A 20792-nucleotide genomic window follows, 5' to 3' on the forward strand; every position below is an offset into this window, starting at 1 on the left:
CGTGTGGGGGGCAGCATGTAGTGGTGCTGCGGGCCGCAGGGGCCGGCGGTGTTGAAGGATCTCGCTCGGGGTGGCCGCATGGTCACATTCTGCCACCTCCCCGAATTGGGCGCCTGGTCACTGCTGCATTCTCGGGTCGTGCGTGGGATCGGCGTACGGGGGCGGGCAGCCGTGGTCGACAGCTTCGGGGCGCAGTTCGTAGTGCCAAGGTTCGTTGCCGTAGATCTGGCACAGCCCGTAATCGGCGCCGTGCTCGGACAGCCACGCCGTGGCATCGAGGAGTCCGATGTCGATCGCTTCTCCCGAGACGTGACGGGAGGTCTCCGCGGTGGCCACCCATCGCGCGGCCTCGGCTTCGGAGCCGTACTCGGCGATCGCTTCGCGGCGCAACCGCTCCTGATACTCCGGTGACCGCCATCCGCTGTTGACCTGGAACTGGACGCCGTCGTCCGCGGCATCCGCCGCGGCTCGGCGGAGGGCCTTGAGCAAATCGGGATCCAGGTTGGCCACAGCCGGAATATCTTCATCGAAGACCGTCACGCCGTCGGGGACGGCGCCGTCAGCCTCGCCGGCGTTGCTGGGTAACACAGCCGATACCGACTGATAGCCGACGGCTGCGATGAACGCCGTGATGACGACCGCCAGGGCGACGATCGCGAGCCGGGGAGTCCGGCGGGTCGCTGCTCGTGCTGGTGCCCGGTGAGTCATGCCTCCAGTGAAGGCAGCGGCGTGTTGCCGGCCCGTATGAGGTTTTCGATATGCCGACGATATGCTCCGGCTCGTAGCGTCGAAGCATGCGTGTGCTGATCGTCGAGGACGAGCCGTATCTGGCAGAAGCCATCCGCGATGGGCTGCGCCTGGCAGCGATAGCGGCAGACATCGCCGGTGACGGTGACACCGCTCTGCAACTGCTGAGCGTCAACGCCTACGACATCGCCGTCCTCGACCGCGACATCCCCGGCCCCTCCGGCGACGAGATCGCCGAAGGCATCGTCGCCTCCGGCAGCGGCATGCCGATCCTCATGCTCACCGCTGCCGACCGGCTCAACGACAAGGCCTCCGGGTTCGAGCTCGGCGCCGACGACTACCTCACGAAGCCGTTCGAACTCCAGGAACTCGTGCTCAGGCTCAGAGCACTCGATCGCAGGCGCGCCCACAACAGGCCGCCGGTGCGGGAGATCGCGGGTCTGCGGCTGAACCCGTTCCGCCGCGAGGTCTTCCGTGACGGCCGCTACGTCGCGCTGACCAGGAAGCAGTTCGCCGTGCTCGAAGTTCTCGTCGCCGCCGAAGGCGGTGTCGTCAGCGCCGAAGAACTGCTGGAACGGGCCTGGGACGAGAACGCGGACCCGCTCACCAACGCCGTGCGCATCACGGTCTCGGCACTGCGCAAACGGCTCGGCGAACCCTGGCTCATCGCCACGGTGCCCGGCGTCGGGTATCGCATCGGCACCGGACGTGAAGGCGATGACCGTGGATAGGGCGCCCGGCTTGAGCGTCCGCCTCAAACTCACCCTCAGCTACGCGGGGTTCGTCATGCTCGCAGGCGCCCTGCTGCTCGCGGTCGTGTGGGTGTTCCTGCTGCGTTACGTGCCCGACGGTGTGCTCTCCACCCGCAGGTTCATCCCCAACCGCTCCGACCTCCTGCGCGCCTTCCTCCCGGCGGCGGCCGCAGTGCTGGCCTTCCTGCTGATGTTCGGCCTCCTGGGAGGATGGATCCTCGCCGGCAGCATGCTCGCGCCCCTGACGCGCATCACCCAGGCCACCCGGATGGCCGCGAACGGATCGCTCTCCCACCGGATCCGGCTGGAAGGCCGCGAAGACGAGTTCCGCGAACTCGCCGACGTCTTCGACACGATGCTCACCCGGCTCGAAGCCCACGTCGCCGAACAGCAGAGATTCGCGGCCAACGCCTCGCACGAGTTACGTACCCCGCTGGCGATCTCGCAGACACTGCTCGACGTGGCCCGCAACGATCCGAACCGGGACACCGGCGAACTCGTCGAACGCCTCTACGCCGTCAACACCCGGGCGATCGACCTCACCGAGGCGCTGCTCCTGCTCAGCCGCGCCGACCAGAGGTCCTTCACCCGCGGGTATGTCGACCTGTCCCTGGTCGTGGAAGAAGCCACCGAAACGTTGCTCCCCCTCGCCGAGCGACGTGGGATCGCCCTGGAGACCTCCGGCGACATCGCCCTGATCATCGGATCGCCGGCGCTCCTGCTGCAGATGACCACGAACCTCGTGCACAACGCGATCGTGCACAACCTGCCCGCCCAGGGGGCGGTCTGGGTGAGCACCACCGTTCACCCCGGGTCCGTCGTGCTCACTGTCGAGAACACCGGCAAGAAGCTCTCACCACGGCTGGTCCCCACCCTCACCGAGCCCTTCCAACGCGGCACCGAACGTGTACGCGACGACCATGCGGGCGTCGGCCTCGGCCTGGCCATCGTCAAAAGCATCGCCCAGGCACACGACGGAAGACTCACCATCACCCCCCGCCCTGCCGGAGGGCTCCGCATCACCGTCGAACTACCCGCCGCACCACCCCCACAGACAGATAGCCCGGAATTGCCATCATTCTCCGGCGTCGCCGTTCACCAGATCGGCCCATACAAGGCGACGGCCGCGTTCGATGACCTCCGTGCCGCAACGAACGGCCAGGCCCGCCACGATGGCGAGGCCCCGGCCTGATTCCGCTGTCGCATCGGCCTGGAGCGGGACGAAGGCAGGCGCTTGGCTGGAGTTGCCGGGATCGATCACCGCCAGGCGCAAGAAGTCATGGCCCAGGCCCACGCGCACGTTCACCCAATCGCGTCGTGGCCCACCCGGGACATGCTGGATCACGTTGGTCACCAGTTCAGAGATCACCAGCAGGGCGTCGGACCTGACGGTCGCGTGCTCATCGGCCAGCCAGAGCTTGATCGCTTGTCGCGCCTGCCCTGGCGTCTTGCCGCTGCGCGGCAGCACCGTACTTCTCCATGCGACTACGCCCGGCATCGCCAGTGATCCGATTTCCGCTGACATGCGATCACCCGACCTTACTTGTCGCGCTTGTAATGCATTCGGATGGCACACGAATCGCCTCACGCGGAGCGTCACATTTGACTATCCGCATGTGCCATTGTTAACAGTGCCATCCGCCAGGTAGATTCGGTGGAAGCTACAAAGGCTCGTTCGTTACATTTCCAATGTGCACTCGCGTGTTTGCCTGTGCCATTCCGTCGGAGGGGGACCTGTGAATGAAAAGGAGATTGATCCGACCGCAAGTCCAGAAGCGGCATTTGGCTACGAATTGCGCAAACGCCGCAAGGAAGCGGGGCTGACGCTCGAACAACTCGCTGCGAAGGTCAATGTTTCGCGACCCAGCGTCGGCGCGTACGAAAAGGGCACCAGAAGCGTCAGCGAAGCGATGGCCAGCCGATTGGAGGAGGTCATGGGCCTGGAGCCCGGCCAACTCGTCGAGAGACTGCCTGTGGGCAGGCGCGCGTCGCTCTTCAAGTCTTTCGTCCCGTGGCTGGCCGTCGAACAGCGTGCCAGCAAACTACGGACGTGGCAGTCCACGTTCGTTCCTGGTCTGCTCCAGATCCCCGGCTACGCGGAGGCGATCATCCGGGGGAAGCCGGGCGTTACCGAAGGGCAGGTGTGCGAAGCCGTTAAGGCGCGGATGGATCGGCAAAAGATTTTTCGCGTCGAGAATCCGCCACGACTGTGGGCAATTTTGGACGAAAGTATCCTGTACCGTCCGATTGGAAGTGTAGAAATTACCCGCTCGCAGCTTGAACACCTCGTGGAGATAGGCCAGCGCCCTTGGGCCACGATCCAGATAATTCCGTACAGTGCCATGTCAACGTCCGGATTGCCCGGCGGATGGACGATCGCGCAGGCGAACGGCCTGCCTGATGCCGCCTACGTGGACTCCCCCCTACGCGGCCAGCTCTGTGAGGACCCCGCAGACGTCGAACTTCTAAGGCTTAGATACGAGACCGCGCGAGACGAGGCGCTTCCAGCGAGCCGTTCGCTGAGAAGGATAGAAGAAAGGTTGGGGCAAGCATGGAACTGGGACTGAGCAAGGAAATCAAGGCGGCCACCTTCACGACGTCATCGTTCTCCGGCGACAGCAATGACTGCGTCGCCGTAGCTGAGCTGACCAAGGGCCGCCGCGCGGTCAGGGACAGCAAGGACCCGGAGGGACCCGTCCTGGTGTTCACCGCGAGCGAGTGGGACGCCTTCAAGCGCGGCGTCCTGAACGACGAGTTCTGACGTCCCCAGAAAGGTCCCTGCCGGTCGAGATGGCCGGCAGGGACCGGAAGCATGGAGGGGGCCGGGACGGTTCGGGGAGCGGCGAGGTCGTGGGCGGAACGGGCCGGCCAGCAGGAAGGGGTTGAGCAGGGTCACCGCCGCCGCGACGTACAACGCCACGCGCAACCGCCGCGTGGCCCGGTCCTGCTCCGGCGGCGGCCCGGCCAGCGGCCGGCGCGACCACGACGCCGACGGCCAGTGCGGCAAGGTAGACGGCTGTGACAAAGAAGGCGGGAACGCCTAAACGGTAGCGACGGAGCACGTGACACTTCCTGGGGGGTGGGGGGACGGATGGTGTCACCCTGATGCGGGCACTACGCCTCGGGGACGGCCCCCGGGTCAGTGTGCGCCCACGTCCGACGACAGCCGCTGGGCCAGGTAGATGGGCACCACCGAGGCCAGGATCAGCGCCGCCGCCACCACGTTGACCACCGGCGCCTGGTTGGGCCGGAAGAGGTTCTCGAAGATCCAGATCGGCAGGGTCCGCACGCCGGCCCCCGCCGTGAAGGTCGTCACGATGATCTCGTCGAACGACAACGCGAACGCCAGCAGCCCGCCCGCCAGCAGCGCCGACCGCATCATCGGGAACGTCACCAGCCGGAACGTGGTGAACGGGTCCGCCCCGAGGTCGGCCGAGGCCTCCTCCAGCGAGCCGCCCATGCGCCGCAGCCGGGCCAGCACGTTGTTGTAGACGGTCACCACGCAGAACGTGGCGTGCCCGACCACCACCGTGAACAGCCCGAGCCCGACCCCGAACGGCTCCAGGGCCGCCCGGAAGGCGTTGTTGAGCGCGATCCCGGTCACGATGCCGGGCAGCGCGATGGGCAGGATGATCACCAGGGAGACCGTGTCGCGCCCGAAGAAGCGGTAGCGCGAGACCGCGAAGGCCGCCATCGTGCCGAGCACGAGCGCGATGACCGTGGCCCCCAGCCCGGCCTGGACCGACGTCCACAGGGCCTCGCGCACCCCCGACGAGTTCCACGCCGCGCCCCACCAGCGCGTGGTCAGCCCCGGGGGTGGCCAGCCGAAGGTGCGGTCGGCGTTGAAGGAGTTGAGCAGCACCACGACGAGCGGCACGTAGATCACGCCCAGTCCCGCCGCGAGCGCGAGGCGGAACAGCAGCCGGGCCGTGCGCGACAGGTTCACAGGTTCTCCAGGGCTCCGGTACGGCGCACCGCCGCGAGGTACAGCAGCATGATCACGACGGGCACGGTCGCCACCGCCGCCGCGAACGGCAGGTTGCCGGCCGCCCCGATGTTGTCGTAGACGACGTTGCCGATGAGCTGGCTCCGCCCGCCGACGATCTTGACCGCGATGTAGTCGCCCAGCGACAACGAGAACGTGAAGATCGACCCCGCCACCACCGCCGGGAACGCCAGCGGCCACACGACCGTCCTGAACACCCGCCCCGCCCGCGCCCCGAGGTCGCCCGCGGCCTCCAGCAGCGAGTTCGGCAGCCGTTCGAGCCCCGCGTAGATCGGCAGGATCATGTAGGGCAGCCACAGGTAGGACAGTGTCAGGATCGTCGCCCACACCCCGAACCCCCAGCCCAGCAGCCCGCCCGACGACAACATGACCCGCCACGCGTACGCCTTGACCAGGTAGCTGGCCCACAGCGGCGTCAGCACCGCGATCACCAGCCAGCGCCGGCCGCGCGGCGAGGCCAGCTTGGCCATCGCGAACGCCATCGGGAAGGCCACCACCAGGTCGATCAGCGTCACCGCGACCGCCACGCCGATCGAGCGCAGCGCGATCGTGCGGTAGACCTCCATCGTCGCCAGGTCCTGGAAGTTCTGCCAGGTCAAGGTGGTGACGAGCTCGCCGGTGAAGGTGTCGGTGGTGTAGAAGGCGGTGACGAAGAGCGCCGCCAGCGCCCCCAGGTAGGCCAGGCCGAGCCAGAGCAGGGGCGCCGACAGCAGCAGGGAGAGCCGTACCCCCGCCCTGCGGTGCAGGAAGGCGGCCAGAGCCCGTCTCACCCCTTGATCTCCGTCCAGGCCCGGGTCCACGCGGCGTAGTCCTTGCACGTCACGTTCGTGCGGCCGTCGAGACACTGGGCGATGGGCGTGGTCCAGTAGAAGACCTTGGAGTAGTACGCCTCGTCGGTGGCGTGGAAGGTGTCGCAGTGCTTGGGGTCGGCGGTCTCCGCGCACGCCTTGGCGTTCGACGGGGCCTCACCGAAGTACTCCGCCACCTGGGCGTTCGCCGTCGGCGAGATGATCCAGTCGAGCCACTTGTACGCGCAGTTCGGATGCGCCGCCTTGGCCGCCACCATCCAGGTGTCCGACCAGCCCGTCGCGCCTTCCTTCGGCAGCGTGGCCTGCACCGGCGCCTTCTCCCCCAGCGCCACGTTGACGATGACCTGCCAGGTGGTGCCGACGACCGAGTCGCCGCTCTTGAAGGACTGGATCTCCTTGGTGTAGTCCGACCAGTACTCGCCGATGATCTGCTTCTGCTGCTTGAGCAGGTCGACGGCGGCCTGGAACTGCTTGTCGTCCAGCGCGTACGGATTCTTGATGCCGAGCTCCGGCTTGGTCGCCATCAGGTAGACCGCGGCGTCGGCGAGGTAGATGGGCGAGTCGTAGGCCGTGACCTTGCCCTTGTACGGCGAGGCCGGGTCGAAGACCACGCTCCACGAGTCGGGGGCGGGCTTGACGGTGTCGGTGCGCCACATCAGCAGGTTGGCGCCGCGGCCGTGGGGGACGCCGTAGCTGACGCCGTTCACCGAGTTCCACGGCTTGCTCTTCAGGCCGTCGAACACGTCGGTGTAGTTGGGGATCAGGCTCGTGTTGACCGGCGCGACCGTGCCCGCCGCGATCAGGCGCAGGGAGGCGTCGCCGGAGGCCGAGACCGCGTCGTACTGGCCGGTCCGCATGAGGTTGACCATCTCGTCGGAGGTGCCGGCCACCTTGGTGTTCACCTGGCAGCCGGTCTCCTGCTCGAACGGGGTGACCCAGTCGACCTTGGGATCGTTGCTCCCGTCCTCGACGTATCCGGCCCAGGCGACGAGGTTGACCTCGCCCTCCCCCGTGCCGAGGCTCTGGAGGGCGTCGATCTTGGGTGGGGTGAAGCCGCTCTGGCCCGGCGGGGGCGCGCCGCCCGTGGTGGCGCCGCCGCCGCAGGCGGTGACGAGCGCGAGGGCCGCCGCCGTGATCGCTGAGCTCGGTCGCATGTGCTCTCCTTAGCCAGTGGTGATCTCGAACTCGTGCCGCCGCTGCCACACCAGCCGGACGCGGGCGCCTCTGAGCCGCAACACGTCCATGGAGGAGACCTGGAGGTTCTGCTGGAGGGCGATCAGCCGCCCGCCGGCGTCGAGGTCGACGACGAACCTGGTGGCCGCGCCCGCGTACACGACCTCCGCGACCGTCCCGGTGGCGGCGTGCTCGCCCTGCGCACCGCCCCCGGAGCCGTCGCGAGAGCCGAAACCGTCGCCGTCGCGGGAGCCGTCGGCGTCGTCGAGCAGCACGCGCAGCTTCTCGGGCCGGACGCTGAAGGTGCCGGCCCGGCCGAGGATCTTCTCGGCGGCGGTCCCGGCGATGAGGTTGGACGTGCCGACGAAGCCGGCCACGAACGCGGTCGCGGGGCGTTCGTACACCTCGGCGGGCGTGCCGACCTGCTCGATCCGGCCCCGGTCGAAGACCGCGACGCGATCGCTCATCGTCAGCGCCTCCTCCTGGTCGTGCGTGACGAACAGGAACGTGATGCCGACCTCACGCTGCAACTCCTTGAGCTCGACCTGCATCTCCTCGCGCAGCTTCAGGTCGAGCGCGCCGAGCGGCTCGTCGAGCAGCAGCACCCGCGGCCGGTTGACCAGGGCGCGGGCCAGCGCCACCCGCTGCCGCTGACCGCCCGAGAGCTGCCCGGGGCGCCTGCTCCCGAAGCCCTCCAGCCGGACCGAGCGCAGCGCGGCCAGCGCCCGATCCCGCCGCTCGGCCCGGCCGACCCGTTTGACGCGCAGGCCGTACTCCACGTTGGCGAGCACGTTCATGTGCGGGAACAGCGCGTAGTCCTGGAAGACGGTGTTGACGTCACGCTCGAACGGGGCCAGGCGCGTCACGTCCCTGCCGTCCAGCTCGACGCGGCCCCCGGTCGGGGTCTCGAATCCGGCGATCATGCGCAGCACCGTGGTCTTGCCCGAGCCCGACGGCCCCAGCATGGCGAAGAACTCACCGTCGCGTACGTCGAGGTCGACGCCGTCCACGGCCTTGACCGGCCCGAACTCCTTACGCAGCCCGCGTAACCCGACGGCCGCCGCGCTCTCTGACATAACCGAAAACATATGATTTCAAATGTTTCACGACAAGAGTGGTTCCTGTATCAATGTCGTTAACGGGGAGAGGTGGGGCGCGATGGTGGCGAGTGGGTCCCACCTGGCCGTGTTCGCGCCTGTCGGCGGCAGGGGCCTGGTGGACGCCGTGGTGCGCCGCCTGGCCGACGCCATCGCCCTGGGGCTGCTGGCCGACGGGGAGCAACTGCCCAGCGAGGCCGAGCTGGCCGCGCTGCTCGGCGTCTCCACGGTCACGCTGCGGGAGGCGCTCATGGCCCTGCGCCAGCGCGGCCTGGTCGAGACGCGGCGCGGCCGGGGCGGCGGCAGCTTCGTCCGCACGCCCCAGGAGCCGCCGGAGATCGGCGGGCGGCTGCGCGCGTTCACCGTGGACGAGCTGCGGGACCTGGGCGACCACTACGCGGCCGTCGCGGGGGCCGCGGCCCGGCTGGCGGCGCGGCGGGCACTGCCGGGCGACGTCGCGCCGCTGTGGCGGTCGCTGGACGACATGGCCCGCGCCGGCTCGACGGCGGCCCGCCGCCGGCTGGACGGCCGCTTCCACGTCGAGGTCGCCGCCGCGTCGCAGTCGGCACGACTCACTCAGGAGGAGATCCGGTTACAGGCCGACATCGGGCCGCTGTTGTGGCTTCCTTCCGACGAGCCGGGCAGGCACGATGAGGCGACGGCTCAGCACCGCGCCATCGCCGAGGCCATCGTCCGCGGTGACCCCGAGCAGGCGCGCGACCTGGCCGAGCGGCATGTGCTCGATGCGATGGGACGGCTGATCGAGCTGCGGCTGGGGCTGACGGACCCCTGACCGCGGCGCGGATCGGAGGTGGACGATGCCCCAGTCCGGCAGCCTCACGTCCGGGCAGGAGGCCGCGGACCTGGCCGTCACGCGGATCCGCGACGCCCTGGAAAGCGTCTTCACCCTGCTGTACGACGTCCGCGACCGCACCGCCGCCCTCGCCGCCGGCCGCCGCACGCTGGCCACGGCCGATCTCGCGGCGCTGCGGCCCGCGTTGTTCGGCCATCTCGGCGGCCTCGTCGCGGGCATCGGGTTCATCGCCGCCCCCGGGCTGCTGGCCGACGCGCCGTGGTATCTGGAGTGGTGGCAGGACGACCCGCCCGGCGGCCCCGTCCAGTTGCTGCGCGATCTCGACCCGGCCAGCAGCGCGTTCTACGACTACACGCACTGGGGCTGGTACACCGGGCCGCAAGAGGGCGCCGAGCGCACGGTCTGCGGGCCGTACGTGGACTATCTGTGCACCGACGAGTACAGCCTCACCCTGGCGGTCCCGGTGACGGTCGAGGGCGGGTTCATCGGGGTGGCGGCGGCCGACGTGCTCGTGCGGCGGTTCGAGGGCGCGGTCGTGCCGGCGCTGCGCGGCATCCCCGCGCCGGCGTTCGTCATCAACGCGGCCGGGCGCATCGTGGCGTCGAACACGGCCAAGTGGCTCGGCGGCTCCCTCTTCCGCGGCGAGACGGGCTTCGCGGTGCGTCCCTGCGGCGACCTGCCCCTGTCACTGGTCGCCGAGGCCCGCTGACCGCATGGCGGCCAGGCCCTTGACGACGGTGGTCGTCAGGGTGCCGATCTCCGCGATGGTGATCGTCACCGTGTCCCCGTCCCGGAGCGTGAACGGCAGGTCGGGGACCAGGCTGGTGCCGGTGGCCAGCACCGCGCCGTCGGGGAAGGCGTCGGCCCTGAACAGGTAGCCGGCCAGCTCGTCCAGCCGCCGGTGCAGCCCCGACGTGGACGCCTTGCCGTCCCACACCGTCTCGCCCGCCCTGGCGATGGTGAGCGCGATGTCCAGCGCGTACGGGTCGGCGACCTCCCAGGCCGGCCGGATCGCCGGCCCCACCGCGCACGCGCCCAGATAGATCTTGGCCTGCGGCAGGTAGAGCGGGTTGACGCCCTCGATGGTGCGCGAGCTCACGTCGTCGACCACGGTGTAGCCGACGATCTCGCCTGAGGCGTTCAGCACCAGCCCCAGCTCGGGCTCCGGCACGTCGATCTCCGAGTCCGCGCGCACCGCGACGCGCCCGCCGTCCCCGGTGACCTTCCACGCCACCGACTTGAAGAACAACTCGGGGCGCTCGGCGTCGTAGACGAGCTCGTAGACGTCGGCGGCCCGCTCGCTCTCGATCACCCGGGCCTCGCGGGAGCGGCGGTAGGTGACACCGGCCGCCCACACCTCCATCCGCCCGTCCACCGGGGCCAGCGGGCGCACGCTCCCCGACGGGTGGCGGGCGCCGTCCGCCGCCGCGCACCGCTCGCGCAGCTCGGCGGCGGGCAGCCGGAGCAGCTCGCCCACGGTGGTGATCCCGGTCAGCTCCGTCACCTGCTCGCCGTCGTCGATTCCGACCGCGTCCGCACCGGTCAGGGGGCTGGTGAACCGTACGATCTGCATGCCTGCTCCTAGCTCCTTCAGACGAGGGGCGCGTGTCATCCGATGAAAGTTTCCCCTATGCCGTCACCTGAGGAGTTTGCCGGGGTTGCGGACCAGGATCAACCTGGTCCGGACGAGCACACCTCCGATGATCTGGCTCTCGTCGAAATCAGGTGGCGAGCCGCGCGTTCGCCTGCTGTAATCGTGCGCGTACATGGTGTGACGACTTCCTTGACAGGTGACCAGTGACCCAGGACGGCGCGCTTCTTTTCCCCCCTCGTCCGGACGACGTCAGGACCTGGGACGACTATGTGGCGCACCTGCGGACGTTGCGGATCTGGTCCGGGGCCCGCGACGACGCGGAGCTGGCCCTGGCGGTGCCGGGGCTCACCGCCGCGAAGATCCACGAGGTGCTGGGCGAGCGGCGGCAGGCGGTGCCCGACCGCCGGGCCGCCGAGCTGATCGTGCGTGCCTGCCTGCTGCTGCGCGACCGCTCCGAGAAGGAGATCGCCGCGGAGCAGGCCCGGTGGCGGGCGGCCTGGGACCGGGTGCTGGCGGGCGGGAAACCCCCGGGCGGGCGGGCGCTGAAGATCGCGGCCAGCGTGCTCCTGCCCGCCGTGACCGGCGTGGCCGTCAACCTGGCGACCAGCAACACCGGCAACCCGTGGGCGTGGGCCGTGGTGGCGGTGCTGCTCGTGGCCCACGCGTCGTTGCTGGTGGCCGGTCCGTCGCGGTGGGCCCGCGAGCGGGTGCTGGTGGGGATCACCTCGGGCACCGCGGTCATCGTGACCGCCGGTCTCATCCTCCTCCCGAAAGCCCCCGGCGCGGCCGTCACGCCCGCGACCACCGGCGCGGCCGCTCCGGCCAAGACCGCCGGCTTGGGCGAAGGGGTGTGCCTGAAGGACAACCCGGGGCGCTACATCAAGTCGGCGCCGGTCCAGGATCCGGAGCTGGAGATGACCTATTGGGAGGGCTACGTCTGCGAGACCTCCAGGGCGCCGGTGTACCAGGGCCCGAGCACCGCGACGGCACAGGTCGGATGGCTGCGCCCGAGCGGGCCGCGCAACGTGCTCCTCTGCGTGGTCAGGCAGGGGGAGGTCTACTGGTACCGCACGGTGGCCGACGAGAGGCTGATCGGCCGGGGCTGGGGCTACATCTCGCAGGAGCACGTCCGTGCCGCCCGGCCGGTGCCCGGCCTGGCGGGCTGCCCCAGCCAGAGCTAGAAGGCCAGCAGGAACTCGTGCACGTTCAGCAGGAACACCAGCAGCCATAACAGGACGGCGGGCAGCCGGACGAGCCCGCGTCCCGATCCGTCAAGGGGCATGGGAGACCACCGCTCCTTCCCCGGCGCGCCGCTGGGGCGCGCCGTTGGACGCGAGGCGGCTCACCCGTTGATCGGCTTGCCCAGCGCGCTGCCGGCCAGCCAGTCCTCCCACGACTTCGCCCACGGCGTGGGCCCGCTGCCGAACGGGAGCTTCCTGGAGGTGCCGGTGACCTCGATGATGTCGCCCCGCTGGGTGAACTCGTAGAACCAGCGGGCGTTGTCGGGGCTGGCGTTCACGCAGCCGTGGCTGACGTTGCGGCTGCCCTGCGCGCTGGTCGACCAGGGCGCGGCGTGGAAGAAGGTGCCGCTGTAGGTCATCCTGACGTTCCACTTGGTGCGGATGCGGTATTCACCGGGCTCGCCGATGGTCGCCGAGTCCATGACGATGTCCGCGGCCTTCTCCTGGGCGATCATGACGCCGGAGTAGCTGTCGTCGCCGGGCTTGCCCAGGCTGACCGGGATGGTCTTGACGACCTCGCCGTCCGCGCGCACGACCGCCTGGTGGCTCGCGCCGCTGACCTTGGTGATGTGCTCGGGGCCGACGGTGAAGGACAGGCTGCGGTCCTTGGTGCCCCACAGGTTCTGCCCGGCGCGCAGGCCCGCCAGGTGCGCGACGACCGTGACCTTCTCCCCCGGCGGCCAGTATTCACGCGGCCTGAACTGCACCTCCCGGTCGCTCACCCAGCTCCAGGCGCCCTCGACCGGCTGGGACATCCGCACGACCAGCGACCGCTCAACCACGGCCCGGTCGCGCTTGGCCGGCACGGGCTGGGAGAGCAGGAGCTGGACGGGCATCCCGACGCCGACCTTCTCCCCGTTCAGCGGCGACATGCCGCTGCTCAGCACCCGCTTCGGCTTGAGCGTGGTGAACGTCGCGTTCCCCGCGACGGGCTTGCCGTCCGTGCCGGTCGCCTGGGCGCTCACCGTGTACGCCGTCGAGGGCCGCAGCGGCCACCGGGGACGCCACGTCCCGTCGGCGGCCACACCGCCGCTCACCTGGCGGCCCTTGGCGTCGGCGACCGCGACCCGGGTGACCTTGCCGTCGCTGGCCTTGACGCTGATCCCGGTGTCCGGGGGCACCTTCTTCGTCCCGTTGGCGGGGGTGATCGACAACTTGGCGACCGGGCCCTGCTGCGGCGCACCCGGCGCCGCCGAGCCGCCGCCACCGCCCGAGCTGCATCCGGCTGCCAGGAGCCCGGCCATGACGAGGCCGGCGACTGTCGTGCTGGTCCGGGCGTTCCGCATCCTCGACGCCTCCCGCGCCTGACACTTAGGCACATTTCACAGTAGACCGCGTGTCAAAGATTCGCAGGGCTTCTGCCCCCATTGGGCACGCCCATGCGCGCGGCGCATTGACCGGCCGGTGCGCGCGGTTTAACATCCGCTTGATCTCCGCACCGAAATTTTCCCCCCCATTCCGAAAGTTTCATAGGCCCGAGGACCTGCCATGCCGAGGATCGCCAGGCTCCTGCTCTCCGTCGCGGTGCTGGCCGCCGCGACCACCGTCTCCCCACCGGCCGTCGCCCAGAGCGGCAAGGCCCCCGGGCCCGGCACGTACGTCTCCAGCTCCGGCGGCCCGGGGCGGTTCCCCCTCGTGGCCGCCGGCCGGGCGGCGCCGATCGTGGTCAATGCGGGCGACCACGCCGGCGTCGTCCGTGTGGTGGACGACCTGCGGGCCGACGTCGAACGCGTCACCGGCGTGCGGCCCGTGGTCTCGCGGGACGTGATCCCCCGGCAGGACGACGTGGTGCTGGTCGGCACCATCGGCCGCAGCCCGCTCATCGACGGCCTGATCAGCGCCGGCAAGCTCGACGTGTCGGGCATCGCGGGCAAGTGGGAGACCTCGCTGGAGCAGGTGGTGCAGAACCCCGTGCCCGGGGTGCGGCGCGCGTTCGTGATCGCGGGCAGCGACCAGCGGGGCACGATCTTCGGCGCGTACGACGTCTCCAAGGAGATCGGCGTCTCGCCGTGGCACTGGTGGGACGACGTGCCCGCCCGCCACCAGAACGCCCTCTACGTGCTGCCCGGCCGCCACACCCAGGGCACGCCGAAGGTGAAGTACCGGGGCTTCTTCATCAACGACGAGAACCCCGACCTGGGCACCTGGGGCCCCCGCTTCTTCGGCCCTGGGCTGGCCGAGGGCTATCCGGGCGGGTTCAACAGCAAGCTCTACGCCAAGGTCTTCGAGGCCGTACTCCGGCTCAAGGCCAACTACCTGTGGCCGGCGGTCTGGGGCCGGGCCTTCGCCGAGGACGACCCGGCCAACCACCGGGTGGCCACCCAGTACGGCGTGGTCATGGGCACCTCGCACGAGGCTCCCATGATGCGCGGCATCGAGGAGTGGAACCGGCACGCCGTGGCCGCCGTACGCGATGCCCGGGGCGAGATCGTCACCCCCGGCCACGACCCCTACGGCGGGACCGGCGAGTGGAGCTTCCGCCGCAACGGCGAGGCCATCAAGAAATACTGGGCCGACGGCATCAGGCGCATGCGCGAGCAGGACTTCGAGGGCGTCGTCACGCTGGGCATGCGCGGCAACGGCGACGTGAGCCTGCCGGACGGCGACGGCATCGAGCTGATGCGGAGCATCCTGGCGAGCCAGCGCGAGATCCTGGCGCAGGAGAGCGGCGAGGCCGTCGAGAGCATCCCGCAGGTGCAGACCCTGTACAAGGAGGTGCAGCGCTACTGGGACCAGGGGCTGCGCCCGCCGGACGACGTGACGGTCGTCTTCTGCGACGACAACTGGGGCAACCTGCGCAAGCTGCCCGACCAGTCGCTGCCGCCGCGGGCGGGCGGCTACGGGATGTACTACCACTTCGACTACGTCGGCGGCGGCCGCAACTACAAGTGGGCCGACACGGTCAACCTGGCGAACACGTGGGAGCAGCTCGACCTCGCCTACACCTACGGCGTGGACCGGCTCTGGGTGGTCAACGTGGGCGACATGAAGAACGAGGAGCTGCCGCTGCAGTTCTTCCTCGACTACGCCTGGGATCCCGACCGGCTGCCGATCGAGAAGCTGGACGACTGGGAGCGCGCGTACGCGGCGCAGAACTTCGGGCCCGAGCGGGCCGCCGAGATCGCCTCGGTCCTGCACGAGTACGGCCGGCTCCAGGCCCGCCGCAAGCCCGAGCTGCTGAACCGCCGCATCACCACCGACCCCGCCGATCCGACCAAGGTGACCTACGACGACCAGGACACGCCGTTCAGCCTGACCAGTTACCGGGAGATGGACCGGGTCGTCGCGCAGTGGCAGCAGCTAGCCGACAAAGCCGGAAATATCCGTAAAAAGCTACCGGCCTCGTACGACGACGCCTACTACCAGCTCGTCTACTACCAGGTGCGGGCCACCGCCAACCTGTACGCCCTGCGCCGGGCCCAGTTCACCAACCGCCTCTACGCCCGGCAGGGCCGCGCCGCCGCGAACGCGCAGGCGGACGAGGCCCAGGCCAGGTTCGAGGAGGACCAGGCGCTCAACGCCCACTACGGCGAGCTGGCCGGCGGCAAGTGGAAGGACTGGCAGCTCCAGCCCAAGATCGGCTATGGCGACGTCGAGCGCTACGGCCCGAACGCGCCCTGGCAGCAGCCGGAGAAGGACAACGTGGCCCTGCCCGACGCCTTCTACCCGCACCTCGTCCGCACCCAGGTGCCGGCCGCGGCCGGGCTGGGCGTGGCCGTCGACGGCTCCGCCCAGTGGTGGCCGGACGCGGCGGGCCCGGCCGTGTTGCCGGCGTTCAGCCCGTACCAGAACTATCCGCAGCAGTACGTCGAGGTGTTCAACCGCGGCACCACCCCGTTCGGCTACACGATCACGGCCGGCCGGCCCTGGGTCACCGTGACCCCGAGGTCGGGCACGGTCACCGACCAGGTGCGGGCCGCCGTGCGGGTGGACTTCTCCCGCGCGCCGAAGGGCCGGACCGAGGTGCCCATCACGGTCTCGGGCGCGGGCGCCCAGGTGACCGTGACGGCCGTGATCGACAATCCGGCCGGGCGCCCCAAGGGCTTCGTCGAGGCCGGCGGGCACGTCGCGATCGAGGCCGGCCACTACAGCGCGGCCGTCGGCTCCTGGCGGGTGATCCCCGACCTCGGCAAGACGACCGACGGCGTGACACCGCTCCCGGTGACATCCGCCCGCCGGACCCCCGGTGGCGGCGGCCCGCGCCTCGACTACACGATGACGCTGTACACCACCGGCCCGGTGCAGGTGTCGGCGCTGTTGTCGCCCAGGAACAACGTGTTGCCGTCCGACGGGCTCAGCTACGCCGTCTCCATCGACGACCAGCCGCCCCAGACGGTGAACGTCACCGCCGTCACCGGAGCCAACGACACGACGATGAACCGGCAATGGGAGCGCAACACCTCCGAGAACGTCAACGTGACCACGACCACGCACACGATCACCACGCCGGGCACCCACGTGCTCAAGTTCTGGATGGTGGACCCGACCGTCGTGCTGCAGCGGATCGTGGTGGACACCGGCGGGCTGCTGTCCAGCTATCTCGGCCCGCCGGAGAGCCGCCGCGTGTGAGCTTGCCCGGGGCATCCGCCCTGGTCATCATGGGGCGGGTGGACTACTACATGATCTCCGCCGCGGCGGACGAAGCGTCGCCGATGGGCCTTCTGGTGGAGGAGTTCGTCCTGTGCGACGACTACACCGCGGCCGGGATCGACAGCGCTGAGTGGAGATCGGAGACGGGTGTCTGGGCCACCTGTCCGGGAGTGAGCCGCTTGATCCGGTCGGACGCGACGCAGCGCCGCCGGGTGCACGCGGTCGGCCGGCGGCTGGCACGCGAGACGTTCGAGCGGCTCGGCGGCGGCGATCTGCCGGAGGAGACGGAGTTGCGCGCCCTCTTCCGCGATCGTCAGCCGCTGCCGGCCTCGGCGCCGCTCAACCTCGGGGCCTCGGCGGGCCCGCGCCGCTACCGGATCCTGTTCGCCGGGGACCTCGGGGCCGCCGGGCTGGCCGGCGCGCAGGAGGCGCTGCGGCTGGAGCCGACCGGTGACCCCCGGGTGATCGGGAAGGCGACCGGCAGCGCCGGCGGGCACGGCTTCACCTGGGAGCTGCGCCGGATCGGGGCGGGCATCGCCTGGTGCGTGGACGTGACCGTACGCCTCGGCGCCGGTCCGGTCACCGTGCTCGGCGCGCTGCTCCACCACCATCGGGAGGCGATCCGCGAGCAGGGCCTGATCCCCGTCACGGTCGAACGCTTCGCCTGACGCCGCCACGCGCGACGTACGCTGCGGCCGGTCACGGAACGGGCACCGCCGGAACGGTGACCGGTCCCAGCAGCGGGTTGAGCACGTCCGCCTGGGACTGCCCGGCCGGGACGAGCACGTCGAGCGCCTTCGGCACGGTGCCGGGATCCGCCGAGCAGAGCGGATCCGTGCCGCCGGCGGCGCAGACGCCGAACTGGTACGGCTGCGGCGTGGCCGCGAAGCCCCTGGCCTGGTCGGCGCTGAAGCCGTCCTGCCCGGCGAGCACCACGGCGAAGCGCCAGCCAGGGCCCGGCGTCCCGAACGCCGCCCTGGGCAGGGCGATCGTGATCGTGCGGGTGCTGCCCGACGCGCGCACGGCGGCGCCCGCCTGCGCCGCGCCCGCCGCCGTCACCCAGACGGGGGCGGCGAAGCCCTGCGCCTCCACCCGCTGCGACCAGCCGTCACCCAGGCGGTAGTTGCGCTGCGGGAAGGCGGGGTCGGTCGAGCGCGTGGCCACGGCCGGGTCCTGCGCGTAGACGTCGAGAAGCTGGGCGCCGAGCTGGTTGCCGAAGGTCGGGGTGAGGTCGCGGATCTCGGCCCGCAGGTAGACGGTGGTCGCGTCGGTGATCACCTGGAACCTGCGCAGGTCGAACGCCCCGGGCTGGAAGTCAGAGGCGGTCGGGTAGGCGTAGGTGCCGGGGCCGTCGTCGTCGCCCTCGGGGTCGGCCACGTCCAGCACGGTCGTGGCGCCGACGATGTCGCCGACGACCGTGCGCCGGGCGTACGCGGTGCGGCCGTCGGCGCCGGTGGCCGTCACGGTGAGCACGACCTCCCCGAACGAGACCGGCGCCGACGCCGTGAAGGCGCCGTCCGATCCGGCGCGGACCGAGACGACCTGGGTGGGGGCGCCGGTGTCGATCGGCGTGGCCGCGACGTCGACGCGCGCTCCCGGGGCCGTGGTGCCCGCCACCTCGACCGACGTACCGGTGACCGCCGTGCCGTCCGCGGGGGCGGTGACGGTGAGCGGGGCGGCCTGCGGCAGGCCGCGGGCGGCGTAGCGGCGGCGTACGACGTCGGGCTGCTCGACCGGGCGGGTGCCGCCCAGCGTGAGGATGAGCCGCACCACCTGCGCCTGCGCCCACGTCAGCGGGGAGGCCGAGCCCGCGGGCCCGCCGTCGCGCAGCCCGATCGAGGCGGTGGCCGGATCGCTGCCGTACGGGGAGGCGGCCAGGTCGGGGTTCTCCCACGCCTGCTCCGGGACCAGTCCCGTGCCCGACGACATGCGGCGCATGGCGGTCAGCAGCGCGGCCGCCGTGCCGGGGTCGCCCGTCTGGAGCGCCTGCTCCGCGCGCTCGCCCGCGAGGACCGGCCACACGTGGCCCGAGCCGGTGTTGCCGGTGGGCCAGGGCCTGCCGGACGGGACGCAGGACGTGGGGTCGGGCTCGTAGCAGTCGCCGTAGCCGTCCTCGGTGCCCGGGGGGTCGGAGCCGTAGCGGTACCAGCCCTGGCCGCTCGCGGTCGAGCGGCCGATCACGCGGTCGATGACCGGCAGGCTGGCCAGCACGTCGGGGTCGTCGGCCGGCAGGATGCCGAGCCGGGTGAGCTCCAGGAAGCCCGCGTCCACCACCCGGCGCTGGTCCTCGGTGGGGCCGCCGTTGCCGAGGTTGTACGACACGGCCGCGTCGGGGTCGCCCGCGCGGGACAGGCGCAGGAAGTAGCGGGGCGCGTACGGGCCCGTCGTGGTGACGGTCCACGACTTGATCGAGCGGGCGAAATGGTCGGCCGTGGCCCGGTAGATCCGGGCCCGGCGCTGGTCGCCCTGCCCGGCGGCGAGCTCACCGGCCGCGACCAGCCCGGCGATCTCGGCCGCGATCGTGGACGGCGAGTGGCCCGACTGCTCCTCCCAGCGCTCCACCCCGAACGCGGGCCCGTGCGAGACCAGGAAGTCGGCCGCCGCGCGCACATGCTCCCACACGCCCGTGAGCCCGGACTGGTAGGCCATCAGGATCGGGTAGGCGGTCTCGTCGAGCTGGTCGCCGCCGGAGTCGGGGGCCAGCGCGCCGTTCAGCAGGGAGTTGCGCGGCAGCCGCCCGTCGGGCAGTTGCTGGCGTTCCAGCAGGAAACGGGCGGTGTCCCTGGCCGTGGCCACGTCCCGGGCGGCGAGGAAGGCGGTGAACGCCTCGTAGAGGTCGCGGGCGAACACCTCGCGGTAGGACCCGAAGTAGACCGCCTTGCCGCCGACCAGCTCGCCCGCGCCGACGGCCTGACCCCACGGGCTGGCCAGCGACGCGACGACCGCGCCGGGGAACGTCTTGTCCTCGCTGGCCTTCAGCACGTTGGCCGACAGGCGGTAGAGGTCCGCGTGCGCGCCGGGCGGGCGGCGCAGGCGGGCGTCGTAGGCGGCCCAGCCGGCCTCGTACCGGGCGCGAGTGGTCTCGAACGGCCTGGCGGCGGCCTCGCCCGCGACCCGCAGCGCGGCGGCGCCGGTCCGCCCGAACCCGAGCGCGAACGTCACCTCGCCCCGCCCGTCGATCGGCAGGCGGGCGGTGGCGACCACGTTGCCGGCGGCGGCCTCGGTGTAGGGGGTGAGGGCGCGGGCGGCGTCGAGCTGGGCGGCGCCGTCGCTGGGGGTGCCCGCGTACCCGACGCTCGCCTGCGGCAGCCGCCGCTCGGCCCGCAGCGCCAGATGGGTGGGCACCGCGTAGTCGCGGGCCGGGGCGGAGGTCTCGACGTTCTCGTCACTGATCACCGGCGCGCCGGTGGGGCCGTCCACCAGCCCGCTGTCCGGGCCGCCGTTGGGCCGGCCGCCGCCGCCGTTGCCGTTCACGCTCGCGTCGAGCCGTACGTACAGCCGCAGGCCGGCCGGCTGGAGCCGGGTGCGCACCACGACGGCGTCCCTGTCGGGGTCGGTGAGGTAGGTGGTGGTCAGCCGGTAGCGGCCGTTCCTGCTGGTGGCGGTGATGGTGCAGGTCAGGCCGGAGCGGTCGGTGCTCACCTGGTAGGTGGTGTCGCGGGCCTGCAGTTCGGTGAACGTGCGGCCGTCGGTCACCACGAACTGCATGGTCTCGACGTTCGTGTTGTCGATGGTGGGCTCGTAGACGTCGGACAGGACGCCGCCGGCGACGGTGTACCAGACCTTGGAGGCGCGGCCGGCCGCCGTGCCCACGCAGTCCTTGCGGGCCGGCCCGAAGTGCGACGGCGCGCCGGGGCCCCCGGGCGCGGGGGTCGCGGCCTGCACCGGATCGAAGGGAACGGCCACCAGCGCGGCGGCGACGATCAGGGCAAGGATCAGCCGTCGGATCGCGGACATGCCTGGGCTCCC

Annotated in this window: 20 protein-coding genes; 10 read left to right on the forward strand and 10 right to left on the reverse strand. The window is 71.0% G+C overall.

The features are described 5' to 3' along the window. Positions 1 to 117: 117 nt before the first annotated feature. The gene (locus ACWD0F_RS30080; RefSeq protein WP_449881168.1) at positions 118 to 708 is read right to left on the reverse strand and encodes a M15 family metallopeptidase; all 591 of its coding nucleotides are present in this window, start codon (positions 706 to 708) and stop codon (positions 118 to 120) included. A gap of 86 nt (positions 709 to 794) precedes the next feature. On the opposite strand from ACWD0F_RS30080, the gene ACWD0F_RS30085 reads away from it, so the two are divergent. Next, positions 795 to 1478 (forward strand): response regulator transcription factor, encoded by a 684-nt coding sequence (locus ACWD0F_RS30085; RefSeq protein WP_449881170.1) that lies wholly within the window; start codon positions 795 to 797, stop codon positions 1476 to 1478. Next, entirely contained in the window at positions 1471 to 2691 is a 1221-nt protein-coding gene (locus ACWD0F_RS30090; protein ID WP_449881172.1) for a sensor histidine kinase, read from the forward strand. Before ACWD0F_RS30085 ends, ACWD0F_RS30090 begins: the two co-directional genes overlap by 8 nt. Here the strand turns inward: ACWD0F_RS30090 and ACWD0F_RS30095 are convergent. Continuing rightward, a complete protein-coding gene (locus ACWD0F_RS30095) occupies positions 2575 to 3024 on the reverse strand; it encodes an ATP-binding protein (RefSeq protein WP_449881174.1) in 450 nt (149 codons plus the stop codon). The two genes, ACWD0F_RS30090 and ACWD0F_RS30095, sit on opposite strands and share 117 nt — an antisense overlap. Positions 3025 to 3235: 211 nt before the next feature. On the opposite strand from ACWD0F_RS30095, the gene ACWD0F_RS30100 reads away from it, so the two are divergent. The 3 genes from ACWD0F_RS30100 (at position 3236) to ACWD0F_RS30110 (ending at position 4543) form a co-directional block, all read left to right on the forward strand. Continuing rightward, complete coding sequence (locus tag ACWD0F_RS30100) at positions 3236 to 4066, forward strand: helix-turn-helix domain-containing protein (protein ID WP_449881176.1); 831 nt, start codon at positions 3236 to 3238, stop codon at positions 4064 to 4066. After that, the gene (locus ACWD0F_RS30105) at positions 4051 to 4260 is read left to right on the forward strand and encodes a DUF397 domain-containing protein (protein WP_449881178.1); all 210 of its coding nucleotides are present in this window, start codon (positions 4051 to 4053) and stop codon (positions 4258 to 4260) included. Before ACWD0F_RS30100 ends, ACWD0F_RS30105 begins: the two co-directional genes overlap by 16 nt. A gap of 121 nt (positions 4261 to 4381) precedes the next feature. Beyond that, complete coding sequence (locus ACWD0F_RS30110; RefSeq protein ID WP_449881180.1) at positions 4382 to 4543, forward strand: hypothetical protein; 162 nt, start codon at positions 4382 to 4384, stop codon at positions 4541 to 4543. Positions 4544 to 4638: 95 nt separating this feature from the next. On the opposite strand, the gene ACWD0F_RS30115 is transcribed toward ACWD0F_RS30110, so the two are convergent. From ACWD0F_RS30115 to ACWD0F_RS30130, 4 genes are read right to left on the reverse strand one after another with little or no spacing between them, the layout of a single operon-like run. Continuing rightward, positions 4639 to 5445, reverse strand: coding sequence for an ABC transporter permease (locus ACWD0F_RS30115; protein ID WP_449881182.1), 807 nt, complete (start codon positions 5443 to 5445; stop codon positions 4639 to 4641). Further along, positions 5442 to 6275: an ABC transporter permease gene (locus ACWD0F_RS30120; protein ID WP_449881184.1), complete on the reverse strand. Its 834-nt coding sequence runs from the start codon at positions 6273 to 6275 to the stop codon at positions 5442 to 5444. The genes ACWD0F_RS30115 and ACWD0F_RS30120 overlap by 4 nt, the downstream gene beginning before the upstream one ends. Beyond that, on the reverse strand, positions 6272 to 7468 hold the full coding sequence (locus ACWD0F_RS30125) for an ABC transporter substrate-binding protein (RefSeq protein WP_449881186.1): 1197 nt from the start codon (positions 7466 to 7468) through the stop codon (positions 6272 to 6274). The genes ACWD0F_RS30120 and ACWD0F_RS30125 overlap by 4 nt, the downstream gene beginning before the upstream one ends. A gap of 9 nt (positions 7469 to 7477) precedes the next feature. Continuing rightward, positions 7478 to 8563 (reverse strand): ABC transporter ATP-binding protein, encoded by a 1086-nt coding sequence (locus tag ACWD0F_RS30130; RefSeq protein WP_449881188.1) that lies wholly within the window; start codon positions 8561 to 8563, stop codon positions 7478 to 7480. Between the two features lie 82 nt (positions 8564 to 8645). Here ACWD0F_RS30130 and ACWD0F_RS30135 point away from each other — a divergent pair, with 82 nt between their 5' ends. Then, a complete protein-coding gene (locus ACWD0F_RS30135; protein ID WP_449881190.1) occupies positions 8646 to 9377 on the forward strand; it encodes a FadR/GntR family transcriptional regulator in 732 nt (243 codons plus the stop codon). 25 nt (positions 9378 to 9402) lie between these two features. Continuing rightward, positions 9403 to 10107: a cache domain-containing protein gene (locus ACWD0F_RS30140; protein ID WP_449881192.1), complete on the forward strand. Its 705-nt coding sequence runs from the start codon at positions 9403 to 9405 to the stop codon at positions 10105 to 10107. On the opposite strand, the gene ACWD0F_RS30145 is transcribed toward ACWD0F_RS30140, so the two are convergent. Further along, positions 10084 to 10971 carry a fumarylacetoacetate hydrolase family protein gene (locus tag ACWD0F_RS30145; protein ID WP_449881194.1) on the reverse strand — a complete coding sequence of 296 codons (888 nt, stop codon included), beginning with the start codon at positions 10969 to 10971 and terminating at the stop codon, positions 10084 to 10086. The two genes, ACWD0F_RS30140 and ACWD0F_RS30145, sit on opposite strands and share 24 nt — an antisense overlap. Positions 10972 to 11034: 63 nt before the next feature. Next, complete coding sequence (locus ACWD0F_RS30150; RefSeq protein WP_449881196.1) at positions 11035 to 11166, reverse strand: hypothetical protein; 132 nt, start codon at positions 11164 to 11166, stop codon at positions 11035 to 11037. 29 nt (positions 11167 to 11195) lie between these two features. Here ACWD0F_RS30150 and ACWD0F_RS30155 point away from each other — a divergent pair, with 29 nt between their 5' ends. Then, entirely contained in the window at positions 11196 to 12173 is a 978-nt protein-coding gene (locus ACWD0F_RS30155; RefSeq protein ID WP_449881198.1) for a hypothetical protein, read from the forward strand. A 161-nt stretch (positions 12174 to 12334) separates the two neighbouring features. On the opposite strand, the gene ACWD0F_RS30160 is transcribed toward ACWD0F_RS30155, so the two are convergent. Beyond that, positions 12335 to 13519 carry a L,D-transpeptidase gene (locus ACWD0F_RS30160; protein ID WP_449881200.1) on the reverse strand — a complete coding sequence of 395 codons (1185 nt, stop codon included), beginning with the start codon at positions 13517 to 13519 and terminating at the stop codon, positions 12335 to 12337. Positions 13520 to 13721: 202 nt separating this feature from the next. On the opposite strand from ACWD0F_RS30160, the gene ACWD0F_RS30165 reads away from it, so the two are divergent. After that, a complete protein-coding gene (locus tag ACWD0F_RS30165) occupies positions 13722 to 16802 on the forward strand; it encodes a glycosyl hydrolase 115 family protein (RefSeq protein ID WP_449881202.1) in 3081 nt (1026 codons plus the stop codon). 38 nt (positions 16803 to 16840) lie between these two features. Further along, complete coding sequence (locus ACWD0F_RS30170; protein WP_449881204.1) at positions 16841 to 17491, forward strand: hypothetical protein; 651 nt, start codon at positions 16841 to 16843, stop codon at positions 17489 to 17491. Between the two features lie 31 nt (positions 17492 to 17522). Here ACWD0F_RS30170 and ACWD0F_RS30175 read toward each other — a convergent pair whose 3' ends face one another. Further along, a complete protein-coding gene (locus ACWD0F_RS30175; RefSeq protein WP_449881206.1) occupies positions 17523 to 20780 on the reverse strand; it encodes a glucodextranase DOMON-like domain-containing protein in 3258 nt (1085 codons plus the stop codon). Between the last annotated feature and the right edge of the window lie 12 nt (positions 20781 to 20792).

This window comes from Nonomuraea sp. NPDC002799, from assembly GCF_053592075.1.